The following is an 11885-nucleotide window of genomic DNA, read 5'->3' on the forward strand; positions in this document are numbered from 1 at the left end:
CCCCCCCCCCCCCCCCCCCCCCCCCCCCCCCCCCCCCCCCCCCCCCCCCCCCCCCCCCCCCCCCCCCCCCCGATTCTCATGATGTGACCATCGATTGGCTTCCCGACCGAGGCATCCGCCGGGCGGTTCTCGCCCTCGGCGCGGCGGGCCTGACCGTCATCGCCACCGGCGCCCTCCTCGAGGCCCTCTGGCTGCTCGGCTTCGGGGTCTGGGCGGTGATCGCCGCGATGATGATCGAGCTCGTGTACCGCCCCTAGCTGCCGATGCCCTGGTGGCGGTGGTCCTCCGGCGTCCGCGCCGTACCAGGTCCCGGGACGTGCCGTCCTGGGGCGCGATGACCGGGGGCGGCGCACACGGCTGTAGCCAGAGGCCAAGCGGCTGGACGGACGCCGGCCGGCGCGGTCGTCCCGGCTACTTCGGGTCGCGGTTGAACTGTGCCGTCGACCAGCGGTAGCCGAGCGTTTCGAGGGAAGGGTGCGCAGGGGGACGATGTTTCGGAACTCGGCTCACGCGACAGTCTGTGACGGCACGTCAGTCATGCAACATCGTCTGGGGGAGGGTGCCGATCGCCCTGCGCGGAGCCTGACCGTCGATGATGCTGCCTGCGCCGGCAGGGCCGAGTCGAGTCGGGCCTCGCCGGGGCTGCTCGGCCACCTCGGTGGGCGGGATCCGCGGCGGACTCCGGTGGTCCGTCGGACCACATGCGTTCGCGCCGCGCCGAAGCGGCGAGCCGCGCATGCGCGCCATGCCCACCGAGGTGAGTGGTTGAAGCTACTTCCCGGTCGTGCCGGGTTCCCTGTCGAGGAATTCCTGATAGGCGTCCGCATATGTGGGGGAGTCCTTGATCAGGTCGTCACAGAACGCCGCGACATCGCTGCCGATGAGTTGCAGGACGCCCTTGCCCGCTGCGACGCCCTCCTCGAAGAAGTCGACGATCCCGGGGAGCAGGGGCCCATCGGAGAGGTCGATCGGGCCGACCTTGAACAGGTACTTCTGCATTTCCTTGTAGACGATCCGATAGTCCGGTGGAAGGGCCTTGACCCGAGCCGTGTGCGCCCGCCACTGCTTCTTGCCCTCGATGATGTCCTGGATGCCCATGTCAGCCTCCCAGCCTGCTCAGTTTCCTGGCGACGTTCCTGTTCAGCTGCTCGCGCCAGCGGTCGCGATAGGTTCGGGCCCCTTCGCCGCCGGTCAGTGCCGTGCAGAAGCCCCGGATGTCGTCGCCGAGCACCTCGTGGACGCTCTGCCCGTCCGCCGCTGTTTCTTCGAGCAGTCCCAGGGCGGCGTCGAGGATCGGCATCAGGTTGCGGCCGGTGAAGTCCCCGTGGGGGAGGAGGCCGACCTTGATCTGTTCCCACGCCGCTCGGTAGTCACCCGGCAGGGCGGCGGCCCGGGCTTCGAACGCCTTCCATTCCCTGGTGAGATCGCTGCCGGTGATGGTCTCCCAGAAATTCATCGCCCGCCCTCCTTGAGCTTGTCGATGCGTGATGAGACGTACTGCCACTTCGCCCAGAACTTCGCGAGCTCCTCGCGGCCCGCGTCGTTGAGCGCGTAGAACTTGCGTGGGGGACCGACCCCGGAGGGTCGCCTCGTCACCTGGACGAGTCCGTTCCTCTCCAGCCGCAGCAAGATGGTGTACACCGTCCCCTCGATGACGTCGGTGAAGCCCAGCTCGTTCAGCTGACGGGTGATGGCGTACCCGTAGGTCTCCTCGCGGTCGATGATCTCGAGCACGCACCCTTCGAGCGTGCCCTTCAGCATCTCCGTCAGGTCGTCCATCGCAAGTCTTCCTCCTCGGCGTCATCGGTACTGCGTAGTACCGAGTACAGCTATACGGTATCACCGAGTAGTGGAGGGTGCCAGGGACATGCGAGTCAAGAGCTGCCGCAGCGTCGGGTCGGCCAAGCTGTCGGCCTGATCGTGGAACAGGATGGTCGCGCGATCCGGGTGGGTGGCGACGCGCGGCCGCGGCCGGTGGCCTGCGTGAGCCGCAACGGATCTCCGATGCCGGATACGAAGACGCCGGAACGGAGCTGGACCGACCGCTGCAGGCACCGGGCGGCCGTCGAGGCTGACGGTCCGCCCGGTCGTCGCATCTGCGGGGCAGCCGACGAACGTGCCCTGCTGTGGCCTCAGATGCCGATGTCCCGGCTCCGGTAGTCCTCCAGGGTTTCGCGCCGGACGAGCAGCCGGACCGTGCCTTCGTGGACGGCTACGACGGCTGGGCGGCCGACCAGGTTGTAGCCGGAGGCCATGGACAGCTGGTAGGCGCCGGCCACCGGTACCGCGAGCAGGTCGCCGGGGTGGACGTCGCCCGGCAGTTGGACGTCGGAGGCGAGGACGTCGCCCGCCTCGCAGTGGCGGCCGACGACCGTGGCCGTACGGGGCCCCGTCATCGAGTGGCGGCCGACGAGCCGGGGCGCGTACCGGGCCCCGTACAGCGCGGGCCGCGGGTTGTCGCTCATGCCGCCGTCCACGGCGACGAACACGTTCTCGCCGGTGTGCTTGACGGCGAGCACCCGGTAGAGGGCGACTCCGGCGGGACCCACGACGGCCCGTCCGGGTTCGACGACGAGCCGGGGCACCGGCAGTCCCGCGGCGGCGCAGCCGTCGACGAGTTCCGTACGCATCCGCCGGGCGAGCGCGGTGATGTCGAGCGCGGGTTCACCGGGCCGGTAGGCGATGCCGTGGCCGCCGCCCATGTCGAGCTCGGGCAGGACCAGGCCGTGCGTGTCACGGATGCGGGCCATCAGCCCGATCATGCGGCGCAGAGCGACCAGGTAGGGCTTCACCTCGGTGATCTGCGAGCCGATGTGGCAGTGCAGCCCCGTGAGTTCGAGCTGCGGCTGGCCGAGGATGCGGGCGACGGCGTGCTGGGCGCCGCCGTCGGTGAGGGAGAGCCCGAACTTCTGGCCCTCCGTACCGGTACGGATCTTGTCGTGGCCACCGGCCGAGACACCCGGGACCACCCGCACCATGACCTTCTGGCGACCCGAGGGCCCGACGGCGGCGGCGATGCGGGCTATCTCGGACGGGCTGTCGATGACGATCCGCCCCACACCGAGCCGGAGCGCGGCCGCCAGGTCCTGGGGCGACTTCGCGTTGCCGTGCAGCACGATCCGTTCCGGCGGGAAGCCGGCCGTGACGGCGAGCTCCAGTTCCCCGGCCGAGCACACGTCCAGGTCCAGCCCCTCCTCCTGGACCCAGCGGATCATGGCGCGGGAGAGGAACGCCTTGGCCGCGTACAGCACGTCCGCGTGGGGGAAGGCTTCGCGGTACGTCCGGCAGCGCCCTCGCACCTCGGCCTCGTCCAGGACGTAGGTCGGCGTGTCGAACCGGTCGGCGATCTCGGTGAGGGGAACTCCGCCGACGGCCAGGCCACCGTGGGGGAGCGGTGTCGCGGATGAGGGCCATACGGACAGCTCACCGGCGCCGGCGGGCATCTCCGGGAGAACGGCGATGGTCATGATCTGCTCCCCCTCAGGCCGTGCGGGCCGTGGTCTCGGGCACCCGTGTCAACGGGGCCCCGGCGGGCCTCACCACACCCGCCGCGGGCGCGGTGAGAACCGGGTCGACGGTCAGCAGGGACGCGCCGAGCGGCCGGGCCATCGACCGCAGTGCGGCCTCGGACAGCCGGATCCAAGGCTGGACCGTACCGAGCGTGGCGGCCAGCCGTTCCGGGCTGGTGAAACCGACGGCGGTACGCGCTCCCAGTGGGGTGCGGAACAGCCGCACGACGACGTGCGCTCCTCCCGGCCGGGCGGGCACGTACAGAGGCCCGGCCGGGCTCTGTTCCTCAGGCTCGGAGTCGGATTCGTCGTACTGGAACAAGCACATGGGGCCCTCCTCGGGGAACCACGAGTGACAGGTGACGCCCCGGCGCGGGGAGGCGGTCCGGGACGTGCAACCGAAGCTATCCCCGCCCCAGCGCGCAGGCGGTCACCCCGTAACGGGACCCATACGGCCACCGGCCCACTCCATACGGATCACTGACGCCAGGAGTTGGAGGCCATCAGGAGTGCGTCAGGGTGGTGGGCCTCCCCGCCAGAAATCCGTCAAGGACATGGCTCCGCCGTACCTCGCGGCCTTTCCACGAGCACCGGAGGCCGTCAGGCGAGGAGAGGGAAGAGGAGAGGGAACAGGCCGTGCGAAGAGTCGTGGTCGGTGCGACCGGCACCCAGGGGAGTCCGGCCGCCCCGCACCGGGCAGCCGCAGAGGCCCGCGTACGTGATGCGGAGCTGAGGGTCGTCCTTGCGTGGCGATCACCGGGTGGCGAACTCGGCAGTCGTAACGGGCTGAGCCCCTCCGCCCTGGCGGAATGCAGTACGGCTGCCGTCGAGGAACTTCGCGAGGTGCTCGACACGGCGTTCCGTGCGGCGAAGCCCGGAATCGCCCTTGCGGGCCTCACCGTACGGGGCACGCCCGGCGCCGCCCTGGTGGACACCGCCCGTGGCGTGGATGACCTCTTGGCCGTCGGCACCGGCTTACGTGCCCCGTTGCGCCACCTCCTGCGCCCCTCGGTGGCCCGCTATTGCCTCGCGCACGCAGCCTGTCCCGTACTCGTCGTGCCGCCCTCGCCCCTACAGATCGAGTTGGGCGCCGCGCACCGCCGGAATTTCTTGAGGATCCCCCTGGACACGAGGGAGCTGACGCCGTGAGTCGGAAGCTTCGGACGGCTGCGACGCGGTTGGGGAAGTCAGTTCCGGCGGGGTCCGTACATGATCACAGCCATGCCGGCGAGGCAGACCCGTGCGCGGATGACGTCGTAGCGATCGGGTCGGTACCCGCCTGCGACCATGCCCCAGGCGATGGATCCCGCGACGAAGATGCCGCCGTAAGTGGCGAGGATCCGGCCGAAGTTGTCGTCGGACTGGAAGGTGGCCACCACTGCGTACAGACCGAGTGCGATGACGCCGGAGCCGATCCGGATCCAGCCCTTGTGCTCGCGGATGCCCTGCCAGCCCAGCCAGGCCCCTCCGATCTCGAGGTGGGCGGCGATGGCGAACAGGGCAACGGAACGAGCGACAGTCACACCGGCTTGACCCTACCGAGGTTCCGTGCTCGTGACCTTCAGCGGGTCGGCGCCCTTCTGGGAGCCGCACCCTTCCTCAGCGCTGGGGGTGCGGGTCAGCAGCAGGGCCCGGCATGGCGGGTCTCCTCGGCGAGGTCGGTGAAAGGAATGGGCTCGTTGACCGAGGGCTTGAACGTGCCCAGGAGCCTTGACCTCGGCGACCGGGCGAAGGCGCTGGAGTGGCTCGGGGTGAACCGGTTCGCGCACGCCACGATGGTCGGAGTCGTCAAGGACGTGCCGCCCGAGACGGAAGGTGGGCCTCCCCGGTCGGCTCCGGTCAGTTGCCCTGTCGACATCCGTCCTCATGACCAGGTTCGCTACCTGGGGGAGCACCGGCCTCCGCACAGCGCGCCTGGCCCGCCGCGGCGCGAACCAGTGGCGGCGTGCCTCCACCGGATCGGGCCCCGTCTCGCCGTTCGCTCTTCGGAGAAGTCCCAGTTCAAGGAGATAGGCCTACTCGGGTTCGGGTGTGGTGGCGATGAGGATCTGAGCGGCCTGGGTGATGTTGTCGGCGCGGACGGCGCGGGCCATCGCTTCACGGGCGGCCCCCGCGGTGGTGTCCGGGGGAACCACCAGCAGGGCGAAGTGGTCGTTGTGGCCGCGCGTGATGAGGACGGTGCCGTCGCCGACCGGATCGGAGTCGAGGTGCACGACCTGCTCGTCGATGACCAGGCGGGCGGGAAGGCCGTTCCAGGCGGAGGCGTCCACACCGACTCGGGTGATGGGTCCGAGGTACTCGATCAACACGTTGATCAGCCCGGGCAACTCGGTCTCGATGTTGCGCGTGCGGGGCCACCACGCACCGTCCAGGAGCCCTTCCCTGGATTTCGTGGTCTCCAGCCGCAACAGGGCGGTGCCAGGTTCGATCGCCTGGTGGATCGCATCCGGCAGGAGCAGTGGGAGCTTGTGGGGGGTGTCGGAGTCAGCCATGTTGGTCCGCCCGTCTACGGGGTGCGGCCGCTCCCGTCGCACGCCGGCACCGGTGCCGGCCTGCGACGCACGCGAGCCCGCCGTCGTTTCACGGTACTCCCGCCGTCCGCATCACCGCTCCCCACAGCACATCCGCGGGAAAATAGCTGGTCAAACCGCCCATACCCGTGGAACGGGCGTACAGTGAAGACACCGGAAGTACTTCGCACGCCGGCTTTCACGCCGGTGTCATTTCCGGCGATCGCCTAGAATCCGGGCTACCGACGGGCAGCCCGGGGGCAGGTCCGCATCATGACCACGACCCTTGACCGGACCGCGCCCCGCGACCTCGCCGCAGAGCTCCCGGCCCGCTTGTCCCTCACCCCGAAAACCATGCTCGCCGGCCGGCTGGACGGGGCCTGGTGGCCCCGCTCCCGCGACCTCGAGGCCGAGCTGCCGCCGCTCGCCGCCGCCCTTGAGGAATCCTGGGGCCGCGTCACCCGCGTCACCGTGAACCCCGCCCGCTGGCCCGTCGTACCGCACACGGTCGCCGTCGACGGGCGCGTGATGCACGTGGGCTGGTTCACCGAACAGGACCCCGACAAACTGATCCTGCTCTCCTACACCGTCGGCCGCTGGGACCTCCTCGTGATCCCGCCCGAGACCGAGCCCGCCGCCGCGGCCCGACTGATGGCCGCCGCCGCGGTCCCGGGGAGCGCCCTGACCGCAGGCGTCCTCATGGCCAACGAAGCCGCCATCGGGCGCGGCGTCCGCGACGCCCAGCGCCAGGAAGCCGGCTGGGAGGGCGAGGGCGGGGCCTGTATGTCCCCCTTCGGGAGCCCGATGGTGCGAAGCGGCCTGCCGCTGCCCGGGAACGGTAGGCGGTGAGCTCCGTGGAGACCGTCGTCCTCATCGCAGTGATCATCCTCGTGATCGGCATCGGCATGCGCCTGATCCACCTGCTCAACGCCCAGCACGACGCCCGGATCGAGGCCTACCGCTTCAGCGAACCCCTGCCGAGGCCTCCCGGGCTGCCGAACGACACCGCTCCTGGAGCCCACCGCGGGGAAGCCGACCGGTGACGAACAGACCCTTCTCCGACCGGGGGCACCGGGCGGGACGCCACGGCGTCCCGCCCCGTCGGCTCTCCGCCCACTCCGAAAGGGAACACGCCCCGTGAAGCACATCGAGACCCAGCCGCTGTCGTCGCTCGGGCACGCCGAGGTCCGGATCATCGCGCGGACGCCCGAAGCCGCCCGAGCGGTCGCGGAGGCCCTGCGCCACTGCTTCGCCGGAGCGGAACAGCGCAGCTATCCCGGCCCCGACGGTGGCACCCGTCTCCACCTCACCGTCGACACGGCGACGCCCGCGGGCCAGGACCGCTTCCGGCCGATCGCCGGCCCGACCCCGGTCGGCGCCGGCGCCCACTCCGACGAGGTCTGAGAGCCCGGCGGGCGCCAGAGATCCCTCCCGCACATGAAAGGACCCGGTCATGGCCACACTGCGCGAGCGCAAGACCTACCGCGGTCAGGTGCTCCGGGTCCTGTACGAAGCCGTCGAAGGCAACCGCCTCCTCGGCATCACCGGAGCACAACTGCGGCGCGACCTCCACGTACCGGAACAGGACCTGGCCGCCGCCTGCACCTACCTGGCCGGCGAGGGGCTGATCACCGTCGACTGGGAACCCGGCAACACCCCCGCGATGGTCACCCTCACCCACGAGGGAATCCGGCACATGGAGTCCGAGGAGGAAGAGCACGGCTGAATCCTCCCAACACCCGCCGCCGCGCCCTCACCATCCGATCCCTCCACCTTCTCGCCCTCGCTGCCGGCGAACAGGTCCTCCACGCGCGAGGGCGTGACCGGCGGCCTGCTCGCTCCGCAGCAGCAATCCGCCGTGCGGCAGCTCGCCCTGGTCTGGCTCGGTCGATCCGAACTCCAAGGCACCCCCAAGCAATCGACGACCAGAACGCTGGCTACTGAACGCCGTCCAGGAATCCGGTGACGGTGAACTCCAGAGGCTCGCCGCCGAGCTTCGCACCCGCCGCCCGCCGGCACTCATGGGAACCCGGGAGATCGGCAACCTCCGCCGTCCGACCCGGCGCGGCTGGTGGCCATGGCGGCCGCAGGCCTTCTCGATACCCCGCCGGAGGGCACCTTCGACGATCTCGCGCAGCTGGCGTTGTCCATCACGGGTGCGCAGAAGGCGTTCTTCACGGTGGCGGACGGGCGCAGGGCGTTCTGGAGGTCGTCGGTGGGGACGGATCCGGCGGCCGGCCGGGAGAACGACATCCGCGGCAGCCCCTGTCACATCCTCATCGGGACCGGCCGGGAACTGATCGCGGAGGTCGCCCGTACCCATCTGCGGATCAAGGACCTTGCGGTCGTCGGCGCGCTGGGGATCGGAGCGTGGGCGGGCTATCCGGTCGTCTCCCCGGAGGGACGGGTACTGGGGGGTTTCTGCGTGGTCGACCAGGACGCCCGCCCCTTCACCCCCGGCCAGCGGCAGGCGTTGCAGACCCTGGCCCGCTACACCGTGCGCGCCGAGGCCGGCCGGCACACCCACCCCAGCGTGATCCTGCATCGCCTGCACCAGGCCATGGCCAACCAGCGGGTCAGCGGCCGATTCCTGCCCGCCGCCCTGACCACCTTCTGCCCCGCCGACGGCATGGGCCTCCTCGGCGGCTACGCCGGCGCCTGACACCCCCCGGAGGTCGAGACGGTTCTCGACCACGGCCAGGTCAGTCCCGGTGGGCGCGTGAGCGCGACGATCACCGTTCGGGGTGGGGCCGCCGACGTGGAGGTGGAGCGCCTCACCGTGCTGCCGGTGGTGCGGGTCGAGACCCAGGGCGATCACGAAGCCCGTTTCAACGACAGGGTGGATCGGATCGACCTTGAGAAGTCGTTCACCCTCCGCGCCGGGGAGGTCCGCACGGAGCGGGCGTCCTTCGACATCCCGTCGGAGATGCCGCTCACCCACTTCGACGGGCGGCCGCTCAACCAGGCGTACAGCGCGGTGATCACCGAGCTGGCGATCGACAACGCGGTGGACCGAGGGGACGAGGACCCCCTTGAGGTCCACTCCCTGCCGTCGCAAGCCACCGTGCTCAGGCCTTCGAGAACCTCGGCTTCCGGATGACGGAGACGGAGGTGAAGGAGGGCCGCGCCAGTGCACGCCAGGAGCAGTACCGGTGGCAGGAGATCGAGATGCTCGCGCAACCCGGATACGGGATCGGGGAGATGGAGCTGTTCCTCGTCACCCTGGAGTCCGAAATGGACGTCTGCCCGTGAAGCAGGGTCGCCCCGCTCACCCTCAAGCACGAGGACCAGGCGGTGCTCACCGCCCGCATCGACACCAATCTGCGCGAAACCTTCCTGGGCGCCTGACCGGTGATGATAGGCACCCCGGGCCTGATAGCAGAAGGGCGGCGAGGTAGCGCCGCCCTTCTGTATGAACTCAACCGGATCTGAACCCCGGTCCGCCTTCATCCACCGGTCGGCCCCGCCGCTGATGGAGGTGGCCGGGCCGTCACACGAGTACCGCCCCGAGGCTCTGGAACCGGCCCTTCGCATCTGTCGACGTCCACAGAGACCAGAGGTGACGGCGAGCTACTCCGTTCGGGTACGCGGTCGGTTGTTGGGGCCGTCGTGGTCGCCTTCCCCGGGCAGCTCGACCGTGACGCACGCGATCCGTCCTCGCGCGGCTGCAAGGGGTGGGGGGCTCCGGCCTGCGCGCCGCCCCCGCCTTCCGACAGTGCGCCAAGTGACCGGCCGGCTCACCCGACACCCCACCGTGCTGAGCGAAGACGACCGCGCCGGCCTGAAAGACGTCCTGGCACACTGCCCCGAACTGACCATGGCCGCCGGGCATTTCAGGGATTTCGGCGAGACTCTGGAAGGCGAGGCCCTCTGCTCCTTCGTCGGCGCTGCCGTTGCGGCCTGAGGGCGGCGGGCGCATGGAACGGGGAGCACCGGACATACGGACGGTACGTCAATCGGCCTGCATGCAGGCAGGTTCGGCCGCCCGTCCGTACGCGCACCGAGGAAGTGAGACGACATGCCGCTGACATTCCGCAAGAGTTTCAGGATTCTGCCCGGTGTCCGGCTCAACATCAACCGCAAGTCGTGGTCGATCACCACCGGCGGCGGAAAGCACGGCCCCCGCCGCACCCACAGCAGCACCGGACGCCGCACCACCTCGATTGACCTGCCCGGCCCCTTCGGCTGGCGCAGGACCCGGCGCGGCTGATCCGCGAGCGGCCACCGACTCCACGCCCCCGGCCGGACAGGCCGGGGGCGTGGAGCATTGGCGCGTATGCGATCGGGACGGCACCTCCCACGTCTTCGGCCGCGGGAACCCTCCCCCGGCTCACGCGACGGGGGCGCCGCAGCAGGGCAGTGTCGTCAGGTGGCGCTCTACTTGGCCGACGGTGGGCCGGGGGCGCTGGAGTCGTTCGCCAGGTTGCCCATGGTGAACTCCTCACGGCGGATGTGGGTTGGCCGGCGGGTCGCGGCGGTGACGGCGGGGGCGGCGGGCCGGCCGGAAGCGCGGCGACGACGCGCCAAGCCGATGTTCCCGGCGGGCAAAGGCACCCCGAATCAGAGGAAGCGCCTGGAGAACCTCGCCCAGTGGTCCGTCTGCCACCAGGGCGCCGATCAGTAGAGTGGGACCGACGGCCGAGGCAGCGATGAACCGGGCCTTCAGCCGCGAGGAGAACACGCTCGGCACGCCGGCCGGCGTACCGGTCCGAGGACGGTGGATCCGCGGCGGCCCCGCCGTCCGCGAACGCTTCACCCCGCTCGTCACACCGGCCGACCGGGCATCGCACGCAACCTCCGGGGCTGACTCGACCATGGGGCACTGACGTGCGAGGATCCGGTCCTATGGAGAGTGGAGAGGCCTGGGGTGCCGGACCGTTGGATGGGACCGAGGGCCGCGCCGGCCTCCTGCGGTTGGTCGGTACGGTCGAGGCCGTGCTCCTGATCTGCCGGTGGTGTGGTTCGGAGGAGTTCGAGGCGGTGGAGAGGGAGCTTTTCTGCTTCGGCTGCTGCCTCCCGATGGGCGTACCGGACGGTTGGGAGGAGGGCTTCCCGGGGCAGTTCCCATGGAGCCTGGAGCCGTCGCGCGCCCCGCTTCCGGCCCGCACCCCCGACTCCTCCGAGCCCGGAGAAATCCGCCGGTGCCCTGAGGGGCACCGCGTGTTCGAGGTCGCCCTCGCGTTCGTTCGCACGAAGGACCGCCGGATCCACGGCCTCACCGTCGGCCTGAGATGTCCGGACGACGGCCGGCTCCACCTGTACATCGACAACGCCCGAGTGCTGCCGTCCGAAAGCCGACCCCACGGGTCCGAAGCCGGCAGCGGGAGTCCGACGTAAGGAAGGTCCCCGGCGAGGGAAGGCCGGGACTTCCACCCATCTGTAGGCGGGGTGCCGAGCCCAGGAGGCCCAGGCCGTTTCCTTCGGAGCATCGGATTCATTGGTTGAAGTGTGTCGTTGACCGACGCCCAGTGGACACGCATCGAGCCGCTGCCGGCCAATCGGTGCAGTAGCGCTTGATTGCTGTGCTGAAGGCGCTGTCGACGGCCTGGCCGTGCGCCGTGGCAAACGCGTCCTTGGCCGGGGGCAGGTGGAGTGGGTGCCGTCCATCGGGTGCTTACGACCCGCGAGCAGGGTGAGGAGATCTCGCCGGCCGCCCCTGTCTCGCCGCCTGGTTCACCCCTTCTCGGCGGGCATCGCGGTGCCGTTGTTCGAGCTGTTCGCCGCCGGGGTGAGCATCGTGGGGCCGCTCCTGGGGCTGCTCCACCTGCCGGTCGGCAGCATGGAGGACGCTTCACGGCGGCGATCGAATCGAATGTGGGCGAGATCAACTGGGAGAACCTGTCGTGGCCGGACGCGCCCGAGTTGG

Annotated in this window: 19 protein-coding genes and 1 pseudogene; 11 read left to right on the top strand and 9 right to left on the bottom strand. The window is 70.4% G+C overall.

The genetic code is table 11. The annotated features are described in order from the left end of the window. Nucleotides 1-83: 83 nt before the first annotated feature. Nucleotides 84-257, top strand: a complete 174-nt coding sequence (locus NOD94_RS37355; protein WP_281210689.1) for a hypothetical protein — start codon at nucleotides 84-86, stop codon at nucleotides 255-257. Between the two features lie 514 nt (nucleotides 258-771). Here NOD94_RS37355 and NOD94_RS37360 read toward each other — a convergent pair. The 5 genes from NOD94_RS37360 to NOD94_RS37380 all read right to left on the bottom strand — a co-directional run bounded on the left by NOD94_RS37360 (nucleotide 772) and on the right by NOD94_RS37380 (nucleotide 3837). Beyond that, on the bottom strand, nucleotides 772-1098 hold the full coding sequence (locus tag NOD94_RS37360) for a DUF1048 domain-containing protein (RefSeq protein WP_281210690.1): 327 nt from the start codon (nucleotides 1096-1098) through the stop codon (nucleotides 772-774). A gap of 1 nt (nucleotide 1099) precedes the next feature. Then, nucleotides 1100-1456 (bottom strand): DUF1048 domain-containing protein, encoded by a 357-nt coding sequence (locus NOD94_RS37365; RefSeq protein ID WP_281210691.1) that lies wholly within the window; start codon nucleotides 1454-1456, stop codon nucleotides 1100-1102. Beyond that, nucleotides 1453-1779, bottom strand: a complete 327-nt coding sequence (locus tag NOD94_RS37370) for a PadR family transcriptional regulator (protein ID WP_281210692.1) — start codon at nucleotides 1777-1779, stop codon at nucleotides 1453-1455. Before NOD94_RS37370 ends, NOD94_RS37365 begins: the two co-directional genes overlap by 4 nt. A gap of 353 nt (nucleotides 1780-2132) precedes the next feature. Further along, entirely contained in the window at nucleotides 2133-3467 is a 1335-nt protein-coding gene (lysA, locus tag NOD94_RS37375) for a diaminopimelate decarboxylase (RefSeq protein WP_281210693.1), read from the bottom strand. Between the two features lie 13 nt (nucleotides 3468-3480). Beyond that, a complete protein-coding gene (locus tag NOD94_RS37380) occupies nucleotides 3481-3837 on the bottom strand; it encodes an SAV_915 family protein (protein ID WP_281210694.1) in 357 nt (118 codons plus the stop codon). 308 nt (nucleotides 3838-4145) lie between these two features. Here NOD94_RS37380 and NOD94_RS37385 point away from each other — a divergent pair, with 308 nt between their 5' ends. Beyond that, nucleotides 4146-4658 carry a universal stress protein gene (locus NOD94_RS37385; protein WP_281210696.1) on the top strand — a complete coding sequence of 171 codons (513 nt, stop codon included), beginning with the start codon at nucleotides 4146-4148 and terminating at the stop codon, nucleotides 4656-4658. A gap of 38 nt (nucleotides 4659-4696) precedes the next feature. On the opposite strand, the gene NOD94_RS37390 is transcribed toward NOD94_RS37385, so the two are convergent. The 3 genes from NOD94_RS37390 to NOD94_RS37400 form a co-directional block, all read right to left on the bottom strand. Next, a complete protein-coding gene (locus tag NOD94_RS37390) occupies nucleotides 4697-5032 on the bottom strand; it encodes a YnfA family protein (protein WP_281210697.1) in 336 nt (111 codons plus the stop codon). Nucleotides 5033-5127: 95 nt separating this feature from the next. Next, nucleotides 5128-5301, bottom strand: coding sequence for a hypothetical protein (locus NOD94_RS37395; RefSeq protein WP_281210698.1), 174 nt, complete (start codon nucleotides 5299-5301; stop codon nucleotides 5128-5130). Between the two features lie 223 nt (nucleotides 5302-5524). Further along, nucleotides 5525-6001, bottom strand: coding sequence for a DUF5994 family protein (locus NOD94_RS37400; protein WP_281210699.1), 477 nt, complete (start codon nucleotides 5999-6001; stop codon nucleotides 5525-5527). Nucleotides 6002-6292: 291 nt separating this feature from the next. Between NOD94_RS37400 and NOD94_RS37405 the strand changes: the two genes are divergently transcribed. From NOD94_RS37405 to NOD94_RS37445, 9 genes and pseudogenes are all read left to right on the top strand, one after another. Then, complete coding sequence (locus NOD94_RS37405) at nucleotides 6293-6868, top strand: DUF5994 family protein (protein WP_281210700.1); 576 nt, start codon at nucleotides 6293-6295, stop codon at nucleotides 6866-6868. Continuing rightward, nucleotides 6865-7062, top strand: a complete 198-nt coding sequence (locus NOD94_RS37410) for a hypothetical protein (protein WP_281210701.1) — start codon at nucleotides 6865-6867, stop codon at nucleotides 7060-7062. The genes NOD94_RS37405 and NOD94_RS37410 overlap by 4 nt, the downstream gene beginning before the upstream one ends. A 94-nt stretch (nucleotides 7063-7156) precedes the next feature. Continuing rightward, the gene (locus NOD94_RS37415; RefSeq protein ID WP_281210702.1) at nucleotides 7157-7423 is read left to right on the top strand and encodes a hypothetical protein; all 267 of its coding nucleotides are present in this window, start codon (nucleotides 7157-7159) and stop codon (nucleotides 7421-7423) included. Between the two features lie 49 nt (nucleotides 7424-7472). Beyond that, nucleotides 7473-7745, top strand: coding sequence for a hypothetical protein (locus NOD94_RS37420; protein ID WP_281210703.1), 273 nt, complete (start codon nucleotides 7473-7475; stop codon nucleotides 7743-7745). Nucleotides 7746-8096: 351 nt separating this feature from the next. Continuing rightward, nucleotides 8097-8681 carry a GAF domain-containing protein gene (locus NOD94_RS37425; RefSeq protein WP_281210704.1) on the top strand — a complete coding sequence of 195 codons (585 nt, stop codon included), beginning with the start codon at nucleotides 8097-8099 and terminating at the stop codon, nucleotides 8679-8681. Nucleotides 8682-8738: 57 nt separating this feature from the next. Further along, nucleotides 8739-9271, top strand: a pseudogene (locus tag NOD94_RS37430) (sporulation protein). 472 nt (nucleotides 9272-9743) lie between these two features. Beyond that, the gene (locus NOD94_RS37435) at nucleotides 9744-9923 is read left to right on the top strand and encodes a hypothetical protein (protein WP_281210705.1); all 180 of its coding nucleotides are present in this window, start codon (nucleotides 9744-9746) and stop codon (nucleotides 9921-9923) included. 114 nt (nucleotides 9924-10037) lie between these two features. Then, entirely contained in the window at nucleotides 10038-10229 is a 192-nt protein-coding gene (locus NOD94_RS37440; protein WP_281210706.1) for a DUF4236 domain-containing protein, read from the top strand. 635 nt (nucleotides 10230-10864) lie between these two features. Next, entirely contained in the window at nucleotides 10865-11356 is a 492-nt protein-coding gene (locus tag NOD94_RS37445) for a hypothetical protein (RefSeq protein WP_281210707.1), read from the top strand. Between the two features lie 336 nt (nucleotides 11357-11692). Here NOD94_RS37445 and NOD94_RS37450 read toward each other — a convergent pair. Continuing rightward, the coding region (locus NOD94_RS37450; protein ID WP_281210708.1) for a hypothetical protein at nucleotides 11693-11885 on the bottom strand (193 nt) is incomplete at its 5' end.

The sequence above is a fragment of the Streptomyces sp. Isolate_45 genome, assembly GCF_024721315.2.
Taxonomy (GTDB): domain Bacteria; phylum Actinomycetota; class Actinomycetes; order Streptomycetales; family Streptomycetaceae; genus Streptomyces.

Excerpts from the sequence above, each read along its gene's own strand:
- NOD94_RS37360 (WP_281210690.1), bottom strand. The coding sequence starts at position 1,098 with ATGGGCATCCAGGACATCATCGAGGGCAAGAAGCAGTGGCGGGCGCAC.
- NOD94_RS37365 (WP_281210691.1), bottom strand. The coding sequence starts at position 1,456 with ATGAATTTCTGGGAGACCATCACCGGCAGCGATCTCACCAGGGAATGG.
- NOD94_RS37370 (WP_281210692.1), bottom strand. The coding sequence starts at position 1,779 with ATGGACGACCTGACGGAGATGCTGAAGGGCACGCTCGAAGGGTGCGTG.
- lysA (WP_281210693.1), bottom strand. The coding sequence starts at position 3,467 with ATGACCATCGCCGTTCTCCCGGAGATGCCCGCCGGCGCCGGTGAGCTG.
- NOD94_RS37380 (WP_281210694.1), bottom strand. The coding sequence starts at position 3,837 with ATGTGCTTGTTCCAGTACGACGAATCCGACTCCGAGCCTGAGGAACAG.
- NOD94_RS37400 (WP_281210699.1), bottom strand. The coding sequence starts at position 6,001 with ATGGCTGACTCCGACACCCCCCACAAGCTCCCACTGCTCCTGCCGGAT.
- NOD94_RS37405 (WP_281210700.1), top strand. The coding sequence starts at position 6,293 with ATGACCACGACCCTTGACCGGACCGCGCCCCGCGACCTCGCCGCAGAG.
- NOD94_RS37420 (WP_281210703.1), top strand. The coding sequence starts at position 7,473 with ATGGCCACACTGCGCGAGCGCAAGACCTACCGCGGTCAGGTGCTCCGG.
- NOD94_RS37425 (WP_281210704.1), top strand. The coding sequence starts at position 8,097 with ATGGCGGCCGCAGGCCTTCTCGATACCCCGCCGGAGGGCACCTTCGAC.
- NOD94_RS37440 (WP_281210706.1), top strand. The coding sequence starts at position 10,038 with ATGCCGCTGACATTCCGCAAGAGTTTCAGGATTCTGCCCGGTGTCCGG.
- NOD94_RS37445 (WP_281210707.1), top strand. The coding sequence starts at position 10,865 with ATGGAGAGTGGAGAGGCCTGGGGTGCCGGACCGTTGGATGGGACCGAG.